Genomic DNA, 22,431 nt, shown 5'->3' on the forward strand with positions numbered 1-22,431 from the left:
ACAGGCAATGGCAAAATGGGAACAATTGACACCGGAGCAGCAGCAGGAGGTGAACCGTCAGCTGGAGATGATTCGCCGCGGAGTCGTGGAGATCGTACCTGAGGATGAGTTGAAGCAGAAGGTGATCGATTCCGTCGCAACGGGAACTCCGCTGAAAGTAAAACTGGGACTCGATCCATCGGCTCCGGATATTCATGTCGGCCATACGGTCGTACTGCACAAACTGCGCCAGTTTCAGAAGTTCGGCCACCAGGTGCAGCTCATCATCGGTGATTTCACCGGGCGGATCGGGGACCCAACGGGCAAATCCGAGACGCGCAAGCAGTTGACGGAAGAAGACGTCAAGCGCAATGCGGAGACGTATCAGAAGCAAATTTATAAAATATTGGACCCGCAAAAAACTCAGCTGTTCTATAACTCCGAATGGCTCGGACCGCTTACGTTCGTCGATGTCGTTGAGCTGTCGGCCAAGCTGACGGTGGCGCGCATGCTGGAGCGGGACGATTTCTCTAAACGCTACGCCGGCGGCCTGCCGATTCATATCCACGAGTTTTTCTACCCCTTGATGCAGGGCTACGACTCGGTGGCGCTGAAGAGCGATATTGAGCTGGGCGGAACGGACCAGAAGTTCAATCTGCTGATGGGGCGCACGCTGCAAAAGGAATACGGCGTCGATACGCAGGTAGCGATCATGAACCCGCTGCTTGAGGGGCTGGACGGCGTACAGAAGATGAGCAAGAGTCTCGGCAACTATATCGGAATCGATGAAGAGCCGAACGAAATTTACGGTAAAGCGATGTCCGTGCCGGACGAGCTGATGCTCAAATATTACGAGCTGGCGACCGACATTTCGAACGAAGAGCTGCAGCAGCTTCGCGACGGGCTCGGCAACGGCACCGTTCATCCGCGGGATGCGAAGATGCGGCTCGCTTACACCTTCGTCCGGATGTATCATGGGCAGCAGGCTGCGGAAGAAGCGCAGCAGCATTTCGTCACCGTCTTCCAGCAGCGCGCTCTGCCGGAGGATATCCAGGAAGTAGCTTTACCACAGGAGGCGCTGGAAGACGGCAAAATCCGCATTGTGAAGCTGCTCGTTACGCTCGGTCTGCAAAGCTCGGGCAGCGAGGCGCGCCGGAGCGTGCAGCAGGGCGCAGTGAAGATCAACGAGGAGAAAATCGACGATCCGAACGCCGAGCTCGCGCCGCAGGGCGGCGAAATCGTGCAGGTCGGCAAGCGCAAATTCGCCCGCATTACGTTAGGGTAAGCCATATAAGAAAAGGATGCTCCGCAAGTTTGTCTCGACTTCGGCGGAAGCATCCTTTTTTTCGGTATTCCGGCAGGGGAGGGCAGAGTCGCGGCGCAAAAAAAGCTGCTTCGCAGCAGGTTTCCCTGTTTGCAAAGCAGCTCTTCTACGATTAAAAATTAGCGGCTGTAGAACTCGACGATTTGTTTTTCGTCGATTTCTTGAGCGAGCTCGGAGCGCTCAGGCCAACGAACGTACTTGCCTTCCAATGCGCCCTCGTTGTATTCGAGGTAAGCAGGCAGGTAGTTGCGGTTTGCCAAAGCTTCTTTAACGGAAGACAGGTTGCGGCTTTTCTCGCGAAGGCCGATCACGTCGCCAGTGCTTACCGTGTAGGAAGCGATGTCGACTTTCTTGCCGTTAACTGTAATGTGACCGTGGGAAACCAATTGACGCGCGCCGGCGCGGGAGTTGGCGAAGCCCAGACGGTATACGAGGTTGTCCAAACGGCTTTCAAGCAGGAACATGAAGTTTTCGCCTGCGATCCCTTGCAGCTTGGTAGCTTTGTTGAACAGGTTGCGGAATTGCTTCTCGTTCAAACCGTACATGTGGCGAAGTTTTTGTTTTTCTTGCAATTGAACGCCGTAGCCGGACATCTTCTTGCGTTGTCCCGGGCCATGCTGCCCCGGAGGGAAAGGACGTTTCAATTCTTTACCAGTACCGCTCAAGGAAATGCCGAGGCGGCGGCTTAATTTAAATTTAGGACCAGTGTAGCGTGCCATAAGTTGGAAAGCTCCTTTTATCAATAATTTGGTTAAGTTAATAAACGGGTGAAGCGTGTGCCCGATTTTGCCTGAAGCGTTTCTTAACGATCCGCACCCGACAAGAAGAACCAGCCGCGGTCCTGTCGGCAGCAAAATCATACAGAGGGTGACGCAAGCTTCCACCATAAGCACGGGCTGTCAGAGCAGCAATTCCAATGCTTATTCTCGACTTCTTATTTTATAAGATGGATATGGTTGTGTCAAGCATAGGAATATGGGGCCGGTTTACGAAAATATGCTTTTTTATTGCAAGCTATCGCTCCAATAGGTTCGTGATCGGAAGCAATTTCTGGTACAATATGATATGCGAAGGGAGGCTTGACCAGTGGCCAATTGGAATGTCCACCAGTTGTCGGAAGCGCTCCGTTCTCTCGGATCGATAGGTCATGTCGCGGGGGCGCTGCTCGTTGTGCTGCAGACGCTGTTCCCCGTTGTGCCTTTTGTCTTGGTAGCCGGGGCTAACGTCTTGATTTTCGGGTTGTGGCGAGGGTTTCTGGTCAACTATGTGTTTGCTTGCCTTGGAGCGTTTATTGCGTATTATACGGCGAGAAATTACGGAAGGGCATGGGTACAGGGCAAGCTCGCGAAGTACGATTTCATCGAGCAATGGAGCGGGAGACTGGAGCGGCACGGACTTTGGTACATCGCAGCCAGCCGGATTATTCCGGTGATACCTTCCTTCGGCATCAACCTGGGCGCTGCGGTCATGAAGGTCAAACCAAGGGATTTTGTGATCGGCACGTTGATCGGCAAAGCGCCGATGATTTTCCTTGAATCGGTAATCGGGCACGACCTGCTCCATCTCGGCCGATATAAAGGAAGACTTTTTGCCGCATTAGCCTTGTTTTTCGTCCTGTTGATCATCGGGAATTATTACAAAAACAAATGGACCAAAAGCGGCAGCAAATTTTAACATTGGTAAATGGAAAAAGGAGAAGATTCGATGCGTGATCCCCGTTTAGAACAACTGGCTCGTAATCTTGTAGGTTATTCTTTGAATGTACAGCCCGGCGAAAGGGTGCTGATCGAGATGATCGGCTCCGAGCGGGAAATTGTCAAATGTCTCATACAAGAGGTGCATGCCCGTGGCGGCCATCCTTACGTGGAGCTGACGGACTATGCGATTACGGCGGCCGTGCTTCGTTCTGCGACGCCCGAGTTCCTGGAGCATTGGGCCGATATGCATCTGTCGCGAATGAAGGATATGGACTGTTATGTTGCGGTTCGCGCCGGCGAAAACGTAAGCGAGCTGTCCGACGTGCCTGAGGATAAGATGAAGCTTTACAAAAAAATTTACAGCCAAAAGGTGCACATGGAGCAGCGGATCAAGCATACGCGTTGGGTCGTGCTGCGTTATCCGAACGCGTCGATGGCGCAGCTCGCCGGCATGAGCACGGAAAAATTCGAAAATTTCTACTTCGACGTCTGTAACCTGGATTACGCTAAAATGTCCGATGCGATGACGCCGCTTCAGGAGCTGATGAACCGGACCGACCGCGTGCGCATCGTGGGGCCGGGGGAAACGGATATTTCCTTCTCGATCCAAGGCATCGGCTCCGTCAAATGCTGCGGCCGCCGCAACATCCCGGACGGCGAGCTGTATACCGCTCCGGTACGCGATTCCGTGAACGGCGTTATCGCCTATAATACGGTTTCCGAAAATTCTGGAGTTACGTTCGAGAACATCACCTTCCGGTTCGAGAACGGCAAAATCGTCGAGGCTACCGCGAACGATACCGCCCGGCTGAACAAAATTCTCGACACGGACGAAGGCGCCCGGTATATCGGGGAATTCAGCCTCGGGTTCAACCCGCATATTTTATACCCGATGAAGGATACGCTGTTTGACGAGAAAATCGACGGCAGTCTTCATTTTACGCCCGGCCAAGCGTATGAGCAGGCGGACAACGGCAACCGCTCCGCCGTTCATTGGGACCTGGTGCTTATTCAACGGCCGGAATTTGGCGGGGGCGAGATTTATTTTGACGACCGGTTGATCCGCAAGGACGGACGCTTCGTCATTCCGGAGCTGGAAGGGCTTAACCCGGAAAATTTAAAGTAATCGTAACGAAAATAGTGTTGCATGTTATTCCCTTCCACGGTATCATATTTGAAGAAAGCGATTTATCTTGTCCGTCACTAGACGCATGGAGGGATTTTGTATGCCAAACGCCAATAACGCCGCAATCGTGGAAATTTCTCAAACCGCCAATAAATTCAGATCTTCGATTGTTCTTCAGTATGATAACAAGTATATCGATGTCAAGAGCATTCTCGGCTTGTTTACGACGCTGCTCACATCCAGCAACTATGATCTTCATGTTCACGGACCGGATGCCGACGAAGCGAAGAAAGCGATGGCCGAAGTGTTCGCGAAGCACGGTCTTAAGATCAACAGCATTCAAGACTAATCCATACGATTTCCAGGTAAAGGCATTTTCGCGCAGGCGAAGATGCCTTTATTTATTTTTTTGAGAATAATTCTCAAAGTCCGGCGTCTATCTTGGTCTATCGACTTGTGTATTGCGCCGTTTTCGACTAATATAAAACTATCGGCGTTTAAGCGCCTGCTTCGGATAAGAACCGGGGCCGCATGTTCGTCCGGTTGACCGCCGGAGAACGCAAATGGTTGGATTACAGGGGGGGAGCACCATGTCGTCGGATGTGCTGCTCAGCTTGTCGCAGAAGGCCCTGCATCTGCTGCAAGAAGATGCGGACAAGATCGAGAAGCTGATTGAAGTGCAGATGGAAAACTTAACCACGCGCAAATGTCCTCTGTATGAAGAGGTGTTAGATACGCAAATTTACGGGTTGTCGCGGGAGATTGACTTTGCGATCCGGGCGGAGCTGATTACCGAGACGGCGGGCAGACAAATCTTGATGAAGCTGGAACGGAATGTGGCCCAGCTCTATGAGGCTATGAGTCAAAACAAAGAGTAACCTTCACTGGGAAGGTTACTCTTTGTTTTTTTGTATCGTATGGCTTCTACACCAAGAAGAACGCAATGCCCAGAATGATATAGACCACCAGCAGCAGCACGCCCTCGAACCACGTCGTGGCTCCGTCCTTGGAGATCGATTTGGCGATAAACGCGGCTACGCCGATGGCTATGATCTCGTAGGTCGTAAAGACGAGATCCATCGTTTTGCCGAAAAAGAGCGAGAGCAGCACCAACACAGGCGCGACGAACAGCGCAATCTGCAGGCTGCTGCCGACCGCGATTTCGACGGCGGCGCCCATTTTGTTTTTCCGGGCCATCATAATGGCGGCGCTGTGCTCCGCGGCATTGCCGACGATAGCAATCAGGAAGGCGCCTACGAACAGCTCGGACAGTCCGTATTGATGACTGAATGGCTCCAGCGTATGTACAAGCCACTCGCTCTGAAAGGCGACCATGGTGGTAGCGACAATCAGAAATACAATGGATAAGCCTTTGGACCATGCGGCTTCCCCGTGCTCGACGACTTCATCCGAGAGCTCGTTCTTGTGCGTGATCATCGAGAAGACGAGCCAGAGCAGGTAAGCGATGATCAGGATCACGGATACGATGATGCTCAGATTGGACGTTTCTTGAGTGGTGAAGCTCCGGGCGAAAGCGGCAGGAATGAACAGCGCAATAACGGCCAATAGCATGAGTGAACCGTTGTGACCGGCCAATTTTATGTTGAAGGTCTGTTCCTTGAATTTCAATCCGCCGAGCAGCACGCTAAGTCCGAGCACCAGCAGCATATTCCCGATAATGGAGCCGGTGATGCTGGCTTTAACGATATCGAACATCCCGTCTTTCACCAGAAAGATGGCGATTATGAGTTCTGCGGCATTGCCGAACGTCGCGTTCAGAAAACCGCCCAGTCTTTCCCCGGCATAATGCGCTACGCTTTCCGTAGCTTTTCCCAGGAAGCCGGCGACAAACACGATCGCTACCGCCGAGATTAAAAATTGTACCGTAGGGCTGAATGTGGGAGCTCCGACATAGTGGGCCACTGCACTTAGGGCGAAGCTTGCAAGCAGACCGATCGTAAAACCATGGCGTTTCAAAAGGATCACCTCATGTGGTAAAGTATACCTAACTCGAATAAAATCTATTCTAATATAATCAATTTTCGGACAAAGTAAAATACTTTAGGGAGGAGTTTTTTATGGATCTATATTTAAAAGGTAAAAAAGCTGTCGTCACCGCTTCCAGCAAGGGATTGGGCAGGGCGATCGCCGAGCAGCTGGCGGCGGAAGGAGCCGATTTACTGCTCTGCAGCCGCGATGAACAGGCCGTACGCGACGTAGCGGCCCAGTTGGCGCAAAAATATGGCGTATCGGCCATTGGCATGGCCGTCGATCTAAGCAGCCCGGAGCAAATCGGCTGGCTCGTCCAGCAGGCTGCCGACCGGTTCGGCCGGGTTGACGCTCTCGTATGCAATGCCGGAGGGCCGCCGAGCGGCAGCTTCCTGTCGCTGGTCGAGGAAGCATGGCTCCACGCCATTCATTTGAATCTCATGAGCGTTGTCAGGCTTGTCAAAGGCTTCCATCCGCTGATGAAGGAGCAGGGAGGACGGATCGTCACGATCGCTTCGTCGTCGGTGAAAATGCCGATCCCCGGTCTGGTGCTGTCCAATACGCTGCGGACGGGGATCGTCGGTCTAATGAAGACGTTATCGGTCGAGTGGGGCCCGGACGGAATTTTGTTGAACACCGTATGTCCCGGCCGAATCAGCACGGATCGTCTGGTTGAACTGGATTCGGCCAAAGCGGCCCGCGATCAGGTGACGGTTGAAGAGATACGGGAGAGCATGGTCAAGGACATTCCGCTTGGCCGCTACGGCGAGCCGGAGGAGCTGGCTGCCACGGCGGCATTCCTGCTATCGCCGCGCAACAGCTACATGACCGGTTCGGTTTTTTATGTCGACGGCGGGTCGGTTAAGGCTATTTAGAGGTATTCTCAGGCGCTCCGTTATCGGCTTGTTCCGACCTGCAGCTCCTGCGAGTTCGGGCGATGTCGAAAACTGTCAAATGGCTGCGCGGTACATTTGCTTTCCCGCTTGGAAGTTATTACAATAGAGCTATAATCCTTGAAGGAGTGATCCTCATGAGCGAAGAAATTCAAACAGGTCTTATCCGCATTTCAGATGACGTCGTAGCGACTATTGCAGGATTGGCTGCGCTGGAGACTCCAGGGATTGCCGGTATGTCCGGAGGTATTTCCGAAGGATTGGCCAAACGTCTGAGCGGCAAAAACGTGCAAAAGGGCGTTTCGGTGGAAGTGGGCCAAGTGGAAGCGGCTATCGATCTTCGAGTGATTGTCAATTTCGGAAGTAAAATCCATGAGGTTTGTCGCGATCTTCAAGAAAATGTGCGCGATGCGGTAGAGAACATGACCGGTCTGACGGTCGTTGAAGTCAATATTAAGGTTGAGGGCGTCGCATTTCGCGAGGAAGAACAAGCCGTCGTGGAGGACCCGAACCGGGTCAAGTAAGAGCAAGAAAGAGAGCCTGGATCAGGCTCTCTTTTTCGTTTCCCGTTCTTTTTCTGGCTTATTGTACTCTCGGGATATGCTGAGCAGAATACCGAGGCCGGCCAGCGTTGTCAGCATCGAGGTGCCGCCATAGCTGATCAGCGGCAGCGTGACGCCGGTCATCGGAATCGTATTGGTGACCCCGCCCATGTTGATGAACGCCTGAATGCCGATCATTCCGACAATCCCTACGCCCAGCAGCATGCCAAAGGTGTCCTGGCAGCGGAGCGCTACAATCAGCCCGCGCCATAGAAAAGCAAGATACGCCAGCAAAAAGAGGAAGGTGCCAATGAAGCCGAGCTCTTCTCCGATAATTGCAAAAATAAAATCGTTGTGCGCCTCCGGCAAATAGTGCAGCTTCTGCACGCTTTGTCCGAAGCCTGCTCCCGTCAGGCCGCCGTGTCCGAACGCATACAGCGATTGCATAAGCTGGAAACCGCTTCCGTGCGGATCTTTGGCTGGGTTCCAATAAGCTGTAAACCGCGCAAAATGGTGACTGGTCCCGTTCGTGATGATGTAATAAATCATGCCCACTATGGTCAAGAATACGACTCCGCCGGTGCCCAAATAAAATACATGCTTGAGCTGGGCCCCACCAACAATGATAATCAGCATGGCGCAAAGCACCAGCACCATCGTGGAACCGAGATCCGGCTGCATCATAATCAGCGCGGAGATGAAACCGATAACGACGAGCGGCGGCATAAGTCCTCGTTTGAAGTCCTGGAACCGGTCGCCTTTTTTGCTGATAATCGAAGCCAAATAAACGATAATCACAAGCTTGGCAAATTCGGTCGGCTGCAGGGAAAACCCGCCGATGCGGAGCCAGCTCGTAGCGCCGTTCATGACTTTACCGACAATCGGAACGAGCAGCAGAAGCATCGAAACGACGAAAAGGGCCGGTACGACCCATTTCTGAAATTTTCGGAAATCTACATTCATGCAAAAAAACATAACGATCGTACCGAGACCGGCAAATATCGCCTGTTTCACTGCCAAGTACCAGGGATCGTTAGCTCTATACGCCATGCTTGCGCTAAAAACAAACGCCAACCCGAAGCACACGAGCGAAAACGTCAAGAAGAGCAGCAAAAAATCGGGCGTTCCTCGACGCGGGGTTGTCATAACAGTCCCCCGCTTATTGAGTCAGCTTGACTTTCAGTTCAGCGAGCTTGCCGCTAGCCGTTTTCATAATGTAGTCCGGAATGGCGGCCTGATAGTTGACGCCGTGCGGGAACGTCGCTTGGCCGATGTAGACATCCTCGACATAAAGAATGGCATAAGGCGATTCCAGCTTTCCGGATTCGACACGGGTATTGATGCGCAGGAAATAATCGTTCGTGGATTCGCGATCCGGCAATTGCAGATCGTATGTCGCGCGGTAATATTCCCATTGCCAACGTACGAAGCCGAGCTGCTCCATCACTTCGTCCAAATGCGCAAGGTCGCTTTTTATGCCTTTAATTCCGCTATTTTCAATGATCACAACAAAACCCTCCTAGAAATATGTACCTCGACTCTACAGTTAACCCTTTATTCATGATAGTATGTTTCCCTTTCTTGTGCAAGCCTAATGCACAGAGGGAAGTTGCCCGCCCGAATAAAGTTGTGAAATTCTTGTGACACATGGATGAAACCGTTTCAAGGATTTGATAAAATGGTACTACATTTCAGCGATCGCTCATTTAAATGCGCCGGACAGCGGCAAGAGGAGACGGAGGGGTACCTTATGAAATCGATAGAAGAAACGCTGCAAGCGTCAGTGCCCGATATGATCGCTTGGCGCCGCTATTTGCATCGCCATCCCGAGCTTTCGTTCGAGGAATCGAAGACGGCGGCTTTTGTCGCGGACTTGCTGAAGCAGTGGGGACTGGAGGTTCGGACGGGCGTAGGCGGGCACGGGATCGTGGCCAAGCTGCGCGGAGCGTCGGACGGGCCGACGGTGGCGCTGAGAGCCGATATGGATGCGCTGCCGATTCAGGATGAAAAAAGTTGCGAGTACGCCTCTTCGGTGCCGGGCGTGATGCACGCCTGCGGCCATGACGCTCATACATCAACTCTGCTCGGCGTGGCCAGAACCCTTAGCGAGCACAAGGAAGCGCTGAGCGGCAGCATCGTGTTTATATTTCAGCCGGCTGAAGAGATGACCCCGGGCGGGGCGCTCGGCATGATCAAGGAAGGCGCGCTTGACGGGGTGGATGTCATCTACGGCATTCACTTGTGGACGCCGTTTGAGGTCGGGGCGGCTTACTGCAAGCCCGGTCCGATGATGGCGGCGGCGGATGAGTTTGTGATCGAGATCAAAGGAAAGGGCGGGCACGGCGGTCTGCCTCATGAGACGGTGGATAGCGTGTACGTCGCCTCGCAGCTGGTTGTCAATTTACAGTCGATCGTGAGCCGCAACACCGACCCTACACAGCCCTGTGTCGTCAGCGTGGGATCGATCCACAGCGGTACGAGCTTTAACGTGATTGCCGAATCTGCTGTGCTTAAAGGGACGGTCCGGACTTACGATGCCGCCCTGCGCATGCAGGTGAAAGAGCGGCTTGAGACGATCGTTGAGCAGACATGTCTGATGAACGGAGCAGCTTACACAGTCGATTACAAACTTGGTTATCCTCCCGTTGTCAACGATGCGAAGGAAGCGGAACGGTTTTACCGCGCGGCTGCATGGGCGATCGGCACGGAAGGCGGACGGACGGCGCCGCTCATTATGGCCGGTGAAGACTATGCCTATTATCTGGAAAAAATTCCAGGGTGCTTTATGTTCGTGGGTGCAGGCAATAAAACGAAGGGCGTCATACATCCGCATCACCATCCGAAATTCGATATTGACGAAGCATCGATGGAACACGCCGCCCGGCTATTTATCGCCATGATCCAAGATTATATGAAGGAAAATGCGACGAGAGCTTGACTTCGTCTCCCGGGAAATAGCAACAGGCGGGACGAATGGGAAGCCGAGGGGAAGGGAATTCTAAGCGTGCAGCGGCCTAGGAACGGCAACAGGCTGCCAATTCCTTTTCTCAGGAGGTTGTTTGCCATGAGCACCAGAACGCTTCGGGAAATTATGACGACCGATTGTTCGACGGTCACGTTGAAGGATAACGTATACGAGGCGGCCGTTAAGATGAAGCAGGAGGATACGGGCTTTATTCCCGTGGTCGAAGGAAGGAAGCTGATCGGGGTATTGACGGACCGGGACCTCGTCATCCGTGGGTATGCGGAGAAACGGGAAGGCTCCGCGGCGATTAAGCAGGTGATGAGCGAAAGAGTTGTGTCTGTTCCGCCTGAGACCACGGTGGACGAAGCGGCCAAAATTATGGCTAAAGAACAAATCCGCCGGCTCCCGATTGTGGAGAACGGCGATCTGGTCGGGATCGTATCCATCGGAGACCTGGCCGTCCGCGACAAATTCGAGGATGAAGCGGGCGAAGCACTCAGCCAAATTTCCGAACAGGATAAGCAAACGGTGCATTAATGAACAATCGTTCTTTCGTCCGTAAGGCCGGAGGAACGATTTTTTTGTATTGTTTTGTTCACGTGTGCAATGTATAATGAAGGAGTCGAAAAGAAGGTTAATTTAGGCAAGGAGATGTCAGGAGAGGCGGGGAAACGATGAGCAAAGTACGATTTGGACTTATCGGAATCGGCAATATGGGGAAGGGCCATACGAATTATTTTGCCAAAAATGAAGTGCCCGGAGGCGAGCTGACTGCCATTGTGGACACGAACCCGGAGCGTCTCGAATGGGTTCGCCAGCAGTACGGAGACCGGTTCCAGCTGTTTGACAATCTGGATTCGTTTTTCGCTTCGCAAGCCTTCGATGCCGTTCTTATCTGCACGCCGCATTACGACCACCCGGACTTGGCGATTGCGGCATTCGAGCGCGGCTATCATGTGCTTGTCGAGAAGCCGGCAGGCGTCTACACGAAACAGGTACGGGAGATGAACGAGGCGGCCGCCCGTTCCGGAAAAGCATTCGGTATCATGTACAATCAGCGCACGAACCCGTTGTATCAAAAGCTGCGCGACCTCGTCTCCTCCGGAGAGCTTGGCGAAATCCGGCGCACCAATTGGATCATCACGAACTGGTACCGCTCCCAAAGCTATTACGATTCCGGCGGCTGGCGGGCGACTTGGGCGGGGGAAGGCGGAGGCGTGCTGCTGAACCAAGACCCGCACCAGCTCGATTTGTGGCAGTGGACGATCGATATGATGCCCAAACGGGTTCGCGCTTTCTGCCATTTCGGAAAATACCGCAATATCGAAGTCGAGGACGACGTGACCGCTTACGTAGAATACGAGAACGGAGCGACCGGTTTGTTCGTGACGACGACCGGCGAAGCCCCGGGTACGAACCGGTTCGAAGTGAGCGGCGACCGCGGCAAAATCGTCATCGAAGACGGTAAGCTGACGTTCTGGCGGCTGCGGGTGCCGGAGTCCGAGTTTAACCGTAACTTCAAGGGCGGCTTCGGTGCGCCGGAATGCTGGAAATGCGAGATTCCGGTAAGCTCCTCGGAAGGGGGGCAGCACAAAGGGATTACGCAAAATTTCGTCGATCATATTTTGCATGGTACGCCGCTGCTGGCGCCGGGAGAAGAAGGGATCAAAGGACTGACCCTTTCGAACGCGATGCATCTGTCCTCCTGGACCGACAATTGGGTCGATCTTCCGATCGACGAAGACCTGTACTACGAAAAGCTGCAGGAACGCATTCAAAACTCCACGTATAGAAAAGAAACCCGTAAGCTGGACCATATGGATGTCAGCGGAACTCATTAATTTTACAAAGTTCAGCCACATAACGAAACGGTCCGGGCAAATGCGCCTGGACCGTTTTTTTCAGTTAAGATCGACGTTTTTTATTTATTGTCGGCCCACAGCCCTTTTTTCTTGCTGCGCGCCTCCCGCTCCAGCTTGACGAAGCTGTCCTGGAACATCACGTTAGGCGGGATAGTCATCGTATTGGCGTAGCCTTCGCGGATCAGCGTTTCGTTGAACATCGCAGGCTCGCCTTGAATGAAGACATACCGCAGCAGCCGCCCGTACTTGTCTTTATCTCCCGCGTCTGCAAAGAGGTATACCGTTTTGCCGGTCAGCTTCGATTTCGTGAATTGACTGGCTTCCTTTCCGTAATGTTCGACAGGACTGTTCGGCTTCACCGTTTCCGGCGTGTTGACGCCGATTAAGCGCACCTTTTCCCCCGACTTCGTCTCGAACGTATCGCCGTCGACAACCCGCTTGACCTCGATGACCGTCATTTTATGGTCCTTCAATGCCGGGTATTGCTTCAAGATTTCCTTAGCGAAGGCGTCGCCGTCCGCCCCTGATTTCGAGCAGGCCGCAAGCAGCAGCACGATCGCCAAAATGAGCAGTCCCGCTATCGTCTGTTTTCTCCCCATGCTTCCCATGACTCCATCCTCCTCTCTCATTTTTCCAATCATAAAAAGGCACGTCGTCTATTGTAGAGCTTCCCGCTCTTTGTTGCAAATGAGGCAGCGGCCGGGATTGACCGGCAAGATGTTTAAATCTCCCTTTCAACCCTCATACTAAAACTGACAGCTACAAGTGGAGGGATCGGGAGATGACATTTCATAAAGACCGCCCGTTGATCGTGCAAACCGACTTTTGCGTGCTGCTCGAAGTGCGGCACCCGGCTTTCGAAGAAGCGCGGGCCGGACTTGCCAAGTTTGCGGATCTCGTCAAATCGCCGGAGAACATCCATACGTATCGTATGTCGTCGCTTTCTCTCTGGAATGCCGCGGCTGCCGGACTGACGTCCGAGGAGATTATCGGCTTCTTGGACCGTCTTGCGAAATTCGGCGTTCCGGCCGCTGTAAAACAAGATATCCGGCGCTTCGTCGAGCGGTACGGTCTTGTTCGCATGGAAAGGCTGGGCGACGATTTGCTTCTTATTTCAAAAGACGTGGAAGCGATCAAGGAGATGGTTTCTTTCCGTTCCTTGCGGTCGTATGGGCTGTGTCAGGTCGATTCGCAAACGCTTCGTTTTTCCGCCCGGTATCGGGGGCTTCTCAAGCAGGAACTCGTTAAGCTCGGCTTTCCGGTTGAAGATCTGGCAGGCTACAGCCGGGGTGAATCGCTTCCTATCCGGCTCCGGACGGAAGAGGGCGGAGGGCAGGCGTTCGAGCTGCGGGAATATCAGCGGTCGGCGGTCGATTCCTTTTATCGGGAAGGGAGCCTGCAAGGAGGCAGCGGCGTGCTGGTATTGCCATGCGGCGCCGGGAAAACGGTGATCGGCATCGCGGCGATGGGAAAGCTGAACTGCGCGACGCTGATTTTGACTTCAAACAGCACTTCGGTTCGGCAGTGGAAAAGGGAAATATTGGATAAAACGGACATTACGGAAGAATTGGTCGGCGAATATACGGGAATGCAGAAAGAAGTGCGCCCGATTACGGTGGCAACGTATCAAATCTTGACGTACCGTAAATCGAAGGACGACCCGTTCGTCCATATGGACCTGTTTAATAAGCGCGACTGGGGTCTGATCGTCTACGACGAGGTGCATTTGCTCCCGGCTCCGGTGTTCCGGGTTACGGCCGACATTCAGGCGACGCGGCGGCTTGGCTTGACGGCGACACTGATCCGGGAGGATGGCCGGGAGGAGGATGTATTCTCGCTCGTTGGGCCCAAGCGCTACGAGATGCCGTGGAAGGAGCTGGAGACGCAAGGCTGGATAGCCTCGGTCGAGTGCGTCGAGATCCGGGTTCCGATGGCGGACAAAGAGAAGGAAGCCTATCTTGCCGCGGCGCCAAGGCAGAAAATGCGGGAAGCCAGCGTCAACCCGGGCAAGCTGAAGGTTGTCCGCGAGCTGCTGGACAAGCATGACGGCGAGCAAATTTTGGTTATCGGCCAATATTTGGAGCAGCTTCGCCAGCTTGCGGCAGCTACGAAGCTTCCTATGATAAGCGGCGAAATGCCTTATGAGGAGCGGGAAGCGTTGTATGCCGGCTTTCGCGGCGGGACAGTTCCGGTGCTGATCGTATCCAAGGTAGCCAACTTCGCGGTCGATCTGCCCGATGCGACGGTGGCAATCCAAATATCGGGCAGCTTCGGATCGAGACAGGAGGAGGCGCAGCGGCTCGGACGGATATTGCGGCCCAAGGCGGGCACGAACCGGGCGGTCTTCTATACGCTCGTCAGCGAGGATACGAAAGAGCAGGAGTTCGCGCTGAACCGGCAGCTGTTCTTGATTGAGCAGGGCTACCGCTACCGGATCGAATGGGCGGACGGATCGAAGGAGGCGGTCTCGATATGAATTATGCGCAATTGCTGGCGCGGATGCCCCGCGAGCTGAAGAGCCGGCTGGAAGCCGAAACGGTCTACGCGCCGTGGCTTGGCCGAGGCGTATCCCTTGGTCAAATATGGACCGACCCCGTCGTGATGGAGACCGTCTGCAACCGGCTGAGCCGTTCCGAGCGTACGGTCCTTGAGGTGATTGTCCGGCGAATCGGCTGCGAGCCGTTTGACGATGCAGAATTGGAACGGGCGGCAGCCGATCCCTTGTCCGGGGCCGAGGTGAAAATGGGCCTGGCCGGATTGCTTCGCAAAGGCATCGTATTTTCGTTTCTCAAAACATGGGGAGAGCATCTGTATTTAATGCCCGAGGACGGGTTTGCTTGCTGGCAAACTGTTTTATTTCCCGACTTGTCCTCCGGGCTCGGCGAAGCGCCGGGAAGCGCAGAATGGAGCCTGATTCCTGCCTTCCCCGGCGAGCCGAACCTGGCGCACGATCTGTTTCATTCGCTTGTTTTTGCCGCCGAACAAGGGCTTAAGCTGACCAAAAACGGAACTTTGCACAAAAAGCAGCTTCAAAAATTGTCCGAACGGGTGCGGCTCCGAGAAGAGGTGCTTGAGCCGCTTTCGCTGAAATATGCGTATGCCGATACGTATTCCCCTAAGATCGCGTTGGTGCTGGATATGCTTTTGCGCTTGCAGCTTATCATTTCGGAAGACGAAGAGCTTAAGCTGGGCGTCGAAGCGGTAGACGTTTTTCTCGATCAGCCGCTGGTTGCGCAGATGCGCCGTTTGTACGGGCTGTGGAAAACGCTGGCGCTTCCTGCCGCTGCCTGGCTGCAGCATGCCGTGCTCCTTCTGGAGCGCTTAAACGGCGGAACATGGGTAACGGCGGAGCAATTGCTGGAGCGGTTGGAGGCGTTCGGTCTACTGTCGGGGACGTTAGAGAGCGGGGAAAGGGCCGAGCGCACCCGGTATTTGCTCAGGCTGTGGCTGGAGCCGCTCGCTGCGCTGGGATTTCTGGAACAAAGCTCCGATCCGATCTGCGGGCATGTTGCCTACCGATGGACGTTTTCGCTCGGTTTGCGGGACGAGCCGGCCAGAGAGGATGAAGCGGAAGATGGCGGCTTTATGGTTCAGCCCGACTTTGATATCCTGGTACCGCCGGATGTCGCGAGCAAAGTGCGTTGGGAGCTCTGCTGCCTAGCCGATCTGGTGGCGCGGGATCAAGTAAGCGTCTATAAGTTGTCGAAGGAAAGCGTCAAGCGGGCTCTGGAGAATGGCCGTACGGCTGCGGAAATATGCGATTTTCTGGAGCGTCATGCGCTCTACGGCGTGCCGGACCATGTCCGGTTAAGCATCGGGCAGTGGGCGAAGCCGTACGGCAAAACCGTTTTTGCCCAAGCGCTGCTGCTTCGCTGCGCCGACGAGGAAACCGCCCGGACGATAACCAAGCTGCCTGCCGCTTCCCCGTACGTGAAGGAAATGCTGAATGAACGGGATTTTCTTATTACGGCCGCAGACGCGAAGCCGCTTGCGGCTGTTTTGGAAAAAGCGGGCTTTATGCCCGGGCTGCCCGCTATCCCGGCGGTGCAAGCGGGAACGGATAGGGAAACGAGCTCAAACCGCTTCCCGAAGCTGTCTGCCGAACGGACCGCGTCCGTGAAGAAGTTGTTTTCCATCGAGCCGATGGACAAAGGGCTGATTTACTCGAGAAATTCCGTCGGTTTTCTCAGACTGCAGGCACGGCTGCCGGAAGCCTCCGACGTTTATCCTTCCTTGCAGGATATTCCTTCAACGTGGCTCCGGGATTATCGAAACTATCATTTATCGACCCGTAAAGAAATCGTCGAAAAGGCGATCGAGATGCGTTCAGTGCTGCAAATCCGCAAAAATGGCACCGATTTTCGCATCGTTCCCCGCAAAGTGCAGGAAACGCGGGGGACCTGGTGCATGACCGGACTCGGTTTGTCCGGCGGCGCGCAGGACGAAACGTCGGAGGTACGATGGCTGGCGGAGGAGTGGCAGGAAATGAGGCTCATTCTTCCCGGGATCAACGATAAATATTAATTCAGCACGACCGTCCTCAAGTATGGTATGATAAACATGTCTGACATGGTCTGACGAACCATACCCAAATGAAAGGACGGTGCTGCTGCATGGCGGTAACGGAGACGCATACGCTCGACATGTCTGCCATACTGCTTGGGTCATATGAGCTGGCTGACCGCATCAAGTTCTCCGCGGAAACGGCGGATTATTTATATTGGAAACAGCGCAAGGATACCGACGAAGAAGTTCGGCAGTTGGTGAAGGAGTTTCTCAAAGCCAAGGAATCGTTCGAGGAGTGCGAACGCTTCGGGCATTTTCATCCGAATTATCATGAGGCGCTTGACCGGGTCAAGGCGGTTCAGGATCGGCTTGATGCCGTAGAATCCGTCCGGCGCTTCAAGGAAGCGGAGAAACGATTGGACGACTTGCTGCACGACGTGTCGGAGATCATCGCGCGTTCCGTATCGGATACGATCAAGGTGCCTTCGAACGATCCGCTTGCGGCCGGGGGAGGCTGCTCTTCCGGAGGAAGCTGCAGCGGCAAGTGCGGTTAACAAGCGATAAAACGGGCCCGGGGCTACCCCGGGCCCGTGCTTTAGGCGCGATGAAGACGGAAGACCGGCCGGACGCTGCCGACCTGATCGCCGCGGCGGTTGTTCACCGCCGGCTGGTGGAAGCCGGCAATCTGCGCTGCCTCCTCGGGGTTAAGCAAACCGAGCTGGAGCAGCGTTTCGGCTGCGGCGGGATAGATGGCGCGTTCGGCGCCGTCTTCGATTTTGACGGCAATGCCGATGCCCTGCTCCGGCACGGTGGCTGCATATAAGCCCTCGGCTCCCATTTTGCCGATGATGCGGCCTTGCGTCAGCGCGGCGAGGCGGGTATCGAATCTGTTGCTGCCGGCTACATAGAACGGCGCTTGCCGAATCGCTCCGATGATCGTCCGGCAAGCCTTCGCCCGCTCCGGAGACAGGCTGTCCGGCCGTCCGAGCCGCGCGTAAGCGAAGGCGAGCGAGGCCAGCGGGACGGCGAATACGGGGACTCCGCAGCCGTCGGTTCCAAGCGTGATGCTTTCCGGCGGGACCCCGCACATATCGGCGACCGTCCGAAGCATTTTTTGCTGGACAGGATGCTCGGGTGCGATATACTGTTGTATAGGAACATTCATGAGCTTGGCAAGCGCTAGCATGCCGGCGTGCTTGCCGGAGCAGTTGTTATGAAGCTGTCCGGGTTCGTGCCGCTCCCGCTTTAACGCATCGGCCGCGGGCTTATACATCGGCTCCTGCGGGCCGCAGCCTAGAGCGCTTTCATCCAGTCCCAGCTTTCGTAAAATCTCCAAAGCGGTTGCCGCATGCTCCGGTTCCCCTCCGTGCGAGGCGCAAAGCAGCGCCGTTTCCGATGGCGTTAGCCCGAATCGTTCGCTTCCGCCGGCTTCCAGCAGCGGGATGGCTTGCAGCAGTTTGGCTGTCGAGCGGGTAAACGTGTAAAATTCCGGATTCCCGGCATACGCTAGCAGTTTCCGCTCGTGATCCACAATGGCGATATGACCACGGTGTACGCTTTCGGTCATCGATCTGCGGGAGATTTCGACTAACAATTCATTTTCCGGTGCACCCATCGTTCATCGGTCCTTTCCTGATCCTATAGCAAACAGAAAGAAGGTCATTGTCCATGTTTACCGAGCGAAGTGGCATTATTGTCTGGGTAAGCGATTTGAAAGCGGCCGGCAAGCATTTGGATAAATATGGGAATGTCCATTTTATTTCCAAAAGACTGCACTATGCCGCGATGTACGTTTATTCCAGCCGTTTGGACGAAACGATGAAGCAGCTTCAGAAGCTGCCGTTTGTAAAAAAGGTGGAACGCTCGTATCGAAACGAGATCAAAACCGAGTATAACAGTAACGTTCCGGATAAGACAAGATTCTATTCCCTGTAATTTCGGAGCGAATATACGATCATAGCTTACGATAGGAATGGAGCTTCTGTGCGCAGAAGCTCCATTCTTTTTTTGGGCATGCGCACCTTAGGAAAGCAGCAAATTCCTCCTGCGGTTTCTAAAGTTTTTTTAATTTGATTCTCGAGTTGGAATAAGGCAAAATAATAAGTAGCTTCGTGTGTACATAGGGTAACGGAACTATTTTTGTAGGAAAGGGGTTGGGAAGTTGAACGGAGGGAAAGTCGACGGCCGGGAACGAAAAAACGTATCGCGCGACGGGCTGCTTAGAGGCAAGCCGATTGCGGATATCGTCGTCACCCATCACGCTCGCAGCCGATGGGTCGATCGAGTGGAAACGGAAAAGACAGGCTTTCACGACATTACGGCTTTTTTATGGAGCAAGCTGAAGTCGAACTCGATCCAACCCTACTACAAAAACGAGCAAGATGTTTACCTGATCGATGAGGATTTGGTCATGGTTGCCGAATTTGTCAAGATGGACACGGCAGAATCGGCGGGGGAACCGGAGGCGTACAAAATGATCGTCGTCACGTTTCTCGGGAGGATGTCGGAGACGATGGAGCTGCGGGATTTGCGTTCCTACTACTCCTGGCTTCGCCATTCGCGGCGCATGACGCTGATCAAGAACAGCCGTAAGCGAAGATAAACTGCAAAGATTCAAGCATGCCGGGAGTCGGCATGCTTTTTTAGCGCTTTCCCGCCCACAAGAAAACCAACCGCTGATCCGCGGTCGCGCATCCTCGAATTAGCTTCGATGAAGGTTTTCTTATATAATGAGGCTACAACGCTTGCGGAGGAGTCGTTATGGCGCTTAACTTTCATCAGCTTCATATTTTTCATACCGTTGCGGAGAAGGGGAGCTTCTCCTATGCCGCGCAGGCGCTGCATATGACACAGCCGGCGGTGACGATGCAGGTGCAGTCGCTTGAGGACTATTTCGGGACGAAGCTGTTCGTACGGTCGACCAAGCGGGTCGAGCTGACCGAAGCCGGCCGGACGCTGCTGCCGTTTGCATCCCGCAGCATTGAGCTGATGAGGGAAACGGACATCCGCATGTCCAAATTCACGCATATGCTGGAAGGCCGGCTGCATCTGGGCGCGAGCTTAACGGTGGGGGAATATGTGCTGCCCCGGCTGCTCGGACCGTTCGGACAAGAATATCCGAACATCTCCGTCAGCATGAAGGTCATCAATACGAAGCAAATTTTGGAGGAAGTGCTGAGTCATCAGCTGACCTTCGGCTTGGTGGAGGCCGAGGTGGATCATCCGGACGTGCATACGGAAGCTTTGCTGAATGACGAATTGAAGCTGATCGTGCCGAGGCGTCATCCGCTTGCCGAACGCGAGCAGATCGGTCTGGAGGAGCTTGCAAAATATCCGTTTATTTTGCGGGAGCAGGGGTCGGGAACGCGCAAGGTGATGGAGGAAGAGCTGGCCCGGGCCGGCTGCGATGTATCCGCCCTGAAAATCGTAATGGAGCTTGGCAGCACGGGGGCGGTAAAATCGGCCGTCGAGGCCGGACTCGGCATCTCGATCGTATCACAATCCTCCGTCAAGCATGAAGCTGCCCTCGGCGTTTTGCAGGTGAAGAACGTCGAAGGAGTTTCCTTCGCCCGCAGCTTTCATGCCATTTACTTGAGCTCTACGCTGCTTCCCATCTCGGCCGTGACCTTCATGACCTTTTTGCGGGAGCGCGATTTAAGCCAGTGGTTATAACAGACTCATATGAGAAAAAAGGGAGGTCTGTGGTTCTATGGCATTTGCAGATTTACATACGCATACGCTGGCCTCGGACGGTACGAGGCCGCCTGCCGACAATGTCCGGCTTGCCGCAGAAGCGGGGCTCGCAGCGGTAGCGATCACCGATCATGATACAGTGGGCGGACTCCGGGAGGCGATGGAAGCGGGCTTGAAGTACGGCATCGCTGTCGTGCCGGGCGTGGAGATCAGCGCCGTTCATGCCGGACAGGACATTCATGTGCTCGGCTATTGGATCGACGATACGGACCCTCAGTTTCTGGCGAGGCTTGCAGAGCTGAGAGAAGTGCGCAACCGGCGCAACGAGATGATCGTGAACAAGCTTCAGGAGCTGGGACTTTCTGTCACGATGGACGACGTACTCGAATCGCTGCGGGCCTCGAAAAAAGAGGGCGATACCGTAGGCCGTCCGCACATCGCCGATGCTTTAGTGCGCAAAGGGTATGTAAGCTCGATGGCCGAAGCGTTCGACCGTTATTTGGCCAAAGGGGTGGCAGCCTATGTGAACCCGCCCCGCATCACGCCGCAGCAGGCGGTGGAGTGGATTCTGGAGGCCGGCGGAGCTCCGGTGCTGGCGCATCCGGGGCTGTACGGGCAGGACGAGCTGATCCCGCTGCTTGCGGAAGTCGGGCTCGTCGGTGTGGAAGCATTCCATTCCGACCATACCCCGGAGCAGGAAGCGCATTATGAAGCGCTGGCTGCCGAGCACGGCTTGTTGGTAACGGCGGGATCGGATTATCATGGCGAACGGGGCGGCGTCGTGTTCCATGCGCCGATCGGGGCGCGCCGCGTCGCTGCGGACGTCGTAGACCGGCTATTCGAACGGAGGGGGATGCGGTCATGACCGTACGCAAGGCGATTATTCCGGCCGCGGGCCTCGGTACCCGATTTTTACCGGCGACCAAAGCGCAGCCGAAGGAGATGCTGCCGATCGTCGACAAGCCGGCGATTCAATATATCGTTGAGGAAGCCATCTCGTCCGGTATCGAAGATATTATGATCATTACCGGGCGCAACAAGCGGGCCATCGAAGACCATTTCGACAAATCCATGGAGCTTGAGACCATTCTCGAAGAAAAAGGAAATCAGGAGCTGCTCGGCATCGTCCAGTCCGTATCGAACCTGGCTGACGTTCATTACATACGTCAAAAGCAGCCGCTTGGGCTCGGTCACGCAGTGCTCTGCGCCCGTAAATTTATCGGCAACGAGCCGTTCGCCGTGCTGCTTGGAGACGATATCATCCAATCGGAGCCGCCTTGTCTGAAGCAAATGATCGACCTGCACGAGGCGACGAACACGTCGGTGATCGCTTGTCAGGAAGTACCCTGGGACGACGTGGACAAATACGGTATCGTCTCGCCCTTGGCAGGACAGCATTCGCATCGTTATATCGACGGTTTGATCGAAAAGCCGGAACGCGGACAAGCCCCGTCCAACTGGGCGATTATCGGGCGGTATATCCTCACTCCGGATATTTTCGATATACTCGAGCGCAGCGAGCCGGGCCGCGGTGGCGAGATTCAATTGACCGACGCCTTGCAGGTGCTGAACCGGCTGCGGCATATGGTGATGTTTCCCGTACCGGGCCGGCGCTTTGATGTCGGCGACAAGCTGGGTTACCTCGAAGCGACGATCGAGATGGCACTGGAGCGGGAGGAGCTGCGCGGACCGTTCGAAAGTTATTTGCGCAAGCGATTAGGTATGTAGGAAGACCGTCCTTCTAGCGGAAACGTATCCGCTGAAGGGCGGTTTTTATTTTTGGAGCGTGCCCAGAGGCACGCATCTTCTAGCCGGTGAAAATCCGGTCGCGGGAGGGGCCAAGCCCCCGCGTAGC

At 54.6% G+C, this 22,431-nt stretch carries 24 protein-coding genes; 18 read left to right on the forward strand and 6 right to left on the reverse strand.

Going from position 1 to position 22,431, the window contains the following annotated elements:
- Positions 1-7: 7 nt before the first annotated feature.
- Positions 8-1,264: a tyrosine--tRNA ligase gene (gene tyrS, locus KQX66_RS29965; RefSeq protein WP_216796865.1), complete on the forward strand. Its 1,257-nt coding sequence runs from the start codon at positions 8-10 to the stop codon at positions 1,262-1,264.
- Positions 1,265-1,422: 158 nt separating this feature from the next.
- Here tyrS and rpsD read toward each other — a convergent pair whose 3' ends face one another.
- Complete coding sequence (gene rpsD, locus KQX66_RS29970) at positions 1,423-2,022, reverse strand: 30S ribosomal protein S4 (protein ID WP_216796874.1); 600 nt, start codon at positions 2,020-2,022, stop codon at positions 1,423-1,425.
- 367 nt (positions 2,023-2,389) lie between these two features.
- On the opposite strand from rpsD, the gene KQX66_RS29975 reads away from it, so the two are divergent.
- The 4 genes from KQX66_RS29975 to KQX66_RS29990 all read left to right on the forward strand — a co-directional run bounded on the left by KQX66_RS29975 (position 2,390) and on the right by KQX66_RS29990 (position 5,004).
- On the forward strand, positions 2,390-2,977 hold the full coding sequence (locus KQX66_RS29975; protein WP_216796876.1) for a TVP38/TMEM64 family protein: 588 nt from the start codon (positions 2,390-2,392) through the stop codon (positions 2,975-2,977).
- 30 nt (positions 2,978-3,007) lie between these two features.
- On the forward strand, positions 3,008-4,126 hold the full coding sequence (locus KQX66_RS29980) for an aminopeptidase (protein WP_216796878.1): 1,119 nt from the start codon (positions 3,008-3,010) through the stop codon (positions 4,124-4,126).
- A gap of 100 nt (positions 4,127-4,226) precedes the next feature.
- Positions 4,227-4,475 carry an HPr family phosphocarrier protein gene (locus KQX66_RS29985; protein WP_216796880.1) on the forward strand — a complete coding sequence of 83 codons (249 nt, stop codon included), beginning with the start codon at positions 4,227-4,229 and terminating at the stop codon, positions 4,473-4,475.
- A gap of 241 nt (positions 4,476-4,716) precedes the next feature.
- Positions 4,717-5,004 (forward strand): Fpa/YlaN family protein, encoded by a 288-nt coding sequence (locus tag KQX66_RS29990; protein ID WP_036688803.1) that lies wholly within the window; start codon positions 4,717-4,719, stop codon positions 5,002-5,004.
- A gap of 46 nt (positions 5,005-5,050) precedes the next feature.
- Here KQX66_RS29990 and cax read toward each other — a convergent pair whose 3' ends face one another.
- A complete protein-coding gene (gene cax, locus KQX66_RS29995) occupies positions 5,051-6,103 on the reverse strand; it encodes a calcium/proton exchanger (RefSeq protein ID WP_216796882.1) in 1,053 nt (350 codons plus the stop codon).
- A gap of 101 nt (positions 6,104-6,204) precedes the next feature.
- On the opposite strand from cax, the gene KQX66_RS30000 reads away from it, so the two are divergent.
- Together KQX66_RS30000 and KQX66_RS30005 are read left to right on the forward strand one after the other, a co-directional pair.
- A complete protein-coding gene (locus KQX66_RS30000; RefSeq protein WP_216796884.1) occupies positions 6,205-6,990 on the forward strand; it encodes an SDR family oxidoreductase in 786 nt (261 codons plus the stop codon).
- Between the two features lie 155 nt (positions 6,991-7,145).
- Positions 7,146-7,532: an Asp23/Gls24 family envelope stress response protein gene (locus KQX66_RS30005; RefSeq protein ID WP_054977802.1), complete on the forward strand. Its 387-nt coding sequence runs from the start codon at positions 7,146-7,148 to the stop codon at positions 7,530-7,532.
- A 21-nt stretch (positions 7,533-7,553) separates the two neighbouring features.
- Here the strand turns inward: KQX66_RS30005 and ftsW are convergent, their stop codons facing one another.
- Positions 7,554-8,696, reverse strand: coding sequence for a putative lipid II flippase FtsW (ftsW, locus tag KQX66_RS30010; protein ID WP_216796888.1), 1,143 nt, complete (start codon positions 8,694-8,696; stop codon positions 7,554-7,556).
- Between the two features lie 13 nt (positions 8,697-8,709).
- Positions 8,710-9,057, reverse strand: coding sequence for a YugN family protein (locus KQX66_RS30015; protein WP_054974445.1), 348 nt, complete (start codon positions 9,055-9,057; stop codon positions 8,710-8,712).
- Positions 9,058-9,300: 243 nt separating this feature from the next.
- Here KQX66_RS30015 and KQX66_RS30020 point away from each other — a divergent pair, with 243 nt between their 5' ends.
- The 3 genes from KQX66_RS30020 to KQX66_RS30030 all read left to right on the forward strand — a co-directional run bounded on the left by KQX66_RS30020 (position 9,301) and on the right by KQX66_RS30030 (position 12,356).
- On the forward strand, positions 9,301-10,488 hold the full coding sequence (locus KQX66_RS30020; protein ID WP_216796890.1) for a M20 metallopeptidase family protein: 1,188 nt from the start codon (positions 9,301-9,303) through the stop codon (positions 10,486-10,488).
- A gap of 126 nt (positions 10,489-10,614) precedes the next feature.
- Positions 10,615-11,052 carry a CBS domain-containing protein gene (locus tag KQX66_RS30025; RefSeq protein WP_216796892.1) on the forward strand — a complete coding sequence of 146 codons (438 nt, stop codon included), beginning with the start codon at positions 10,615-10,617 and terminating at the stop codon, positions 11,050-11,052.
- A 137-nt stretch (positions 11,053-11,189) separates the two neighbouring features.
- Positions 11,190-12,356, forward strand: coding sequence for a Gfo/Idh/MocA family protein (locus KQX66_RS30030; RefSeq protein ID WP_216796894.1), 1,167 nt, complete (start codon positions 11,190-11,192; stop codon positions 12,354-12,356).
- Between the two features lie 80 nt (positions 12,357-12,436).
- Here the strand turns inward: KQX66_RS30030 and KQX66_RS30035 are convergent, their stop codons facing one another.
- Positions 12,437-12,985 carry a thermonuclease family protein gene (locus KQX66_RS30035; RefSeq protein ID WP_253957525.1) on the reverse strand — a complete coding sequence of 183 codons (549 nt, stop codon included), beginning with the start codon at positions 12,983-12,985 and terminating at the stop codon, positions 12,437-12,439.
- A 173-nt stretch (positions 12,986-13,158) separates the two neighbouring features.
- Between KQX66_RS30035 and KQX66_RS30040 the strand changes: the two genes are divergently transcribed.
- From KQX66_RS30040 to KQX66_RS30050, 3 genes are all read left to right on the forward strand, one after another.
- A complete protein-coding gene (locus KQX66_RS30040) occupies positions 13,159-14,853 on the forward strand; it encodes a DNA repair helicase XPB (protein WP_216796896.1) in 1,695 nt (564 codons plus the stop codon).
- Complete coding sequence (locus KQX66_RS30045) at positions 14,850-16,901, forward strand: helicase-associated domain-containing protein (protein ID WP_216796905.1); 2,052 nt, start codon at positions 14,850-14,852, stop codon at positions 16,899-16,901. The genes KQX66_RS30040 and KQX66_RS30045 overlap by 4 nt, the downstream gene beginning before the upstream one ends.
- 89 nt (positions 16,902-16,990) lie before the next feature.
- The gene (locus tag KQX66_RS30050) at positions 16,991-17,437 is read left to right on the forward strand and encodes a YlbF/YmcA family competence regulator (protein WP_216796907.1); all 447 of its coding nucleotides are present in this window, start codon (positions 16,991-16,993) and stop codon (positions 17,435-17,437) included.
- A 41-nt stretch (positions 17,438-17,478) separates the two neighbouring features.
- On the opposite strand, the gene KQX66_RS30055 is transcribed toward KQX66_RS30050, so the two are convergent.
- Positions 17,479-18,498 (reverse strand): asparaginase, encoded by a 1,020-nt coding sequence (locus KQX66_RS30055; protein ID WP_216796909.1) that lies wholly within the window; start codon positions 18,496-18,498, stop codon positions 17,479-17,481.
- A gap of 53 nt (positions 18,499-18,551) precedes the next feature.
- Here KQX66_RS30055 and KQX66_RS30060 point away from each other — a divergent pair, with 53 nt between their 5' ends.
- The 5 genes from KQX66_RS30060 to galU all read left to right on the forward strand — a co-directional run bounded on the left by KQX66_RS30060 (position 18,552) and on the right by galU (position 22,304).
- The gene (locus tag KQX66_RS30060) at positions 18,552-18,818 is read left to right on the forward strand and encodes a YlbG family protein (protein WP_216796911.1); all 267 of its coding nucleotides are present in this window, start codon (positions 18,552-18,554) and stop codon (positions 18,816-18,818) included.
- A gap of 226 nt (positions 18,819-19,044) precedes the next feature.
- On the forward strand, positions 19,045-19,485 hold the full coding sequence (locus KQX66_RS30065) for a hypothetical protein (RefSeq protein ID WP_216796913.1): 441 nt from the start codon (positions 19,045-19,047) through the stop codon (positions 19,483-19,485).
- 158 nt (positions 19,486-19,643) lie between these two features.
- Positions 19,644-20,555 carry a selenium metabolism-associated LysR family transcriptional regulator gene (locus KQX66_RS30070; RefSeq protein WP_216796915.1) on the forward strand — a complete coding sequence of 304 codons (912 nt, stop codon included), beginning with the start codon at positions 19,644-19,646 and terminating at the stop codon, positions 20,553-20,555.
- A 37-nt stretch (positions 20,556-20,592) separates the two neighbouring features.
- Positions 20,593-21,441 (forward strand): PHP domain-containing protein, encoded by an 849-nt coding sequence (locus KQX66_RS30075; protein ID WP_216796917.1) that lies wholly within the window; start codon positions 20,593-20,595, stop codon positions 21,439-21,441.
- Positions 21,438-22,304: a UTP--glucose-1-phosphate uridylyltransferase GalU gene (galU, locus tag KQX66_RS30080; RefSeq protein ID WP_216796918.1), complete on the forward strand. Its 867-nt coding sequence runs from the start codon at positions 21,438-21,440 to the stop codon at positions 22,302-22,304. Before KQX66_RS30075 ends, galU begins: the two co-directional genes overlap by 4 nt.
- The last annotated feature ends 127 nt before the right edge of the window (positions 22,305-22,431 follow it).

It is taken from the genome of Paenibacillus oleatilyticus (assembly GCF_018998565.1).
In the GTDB taxonomy this organism is placed as follows: Bacteria; Bacillota; Bacilli; order Paenibacillales; family NBRC-103111; genus Paenibacillus_G; species Paenibacillus_G oleatilyticus.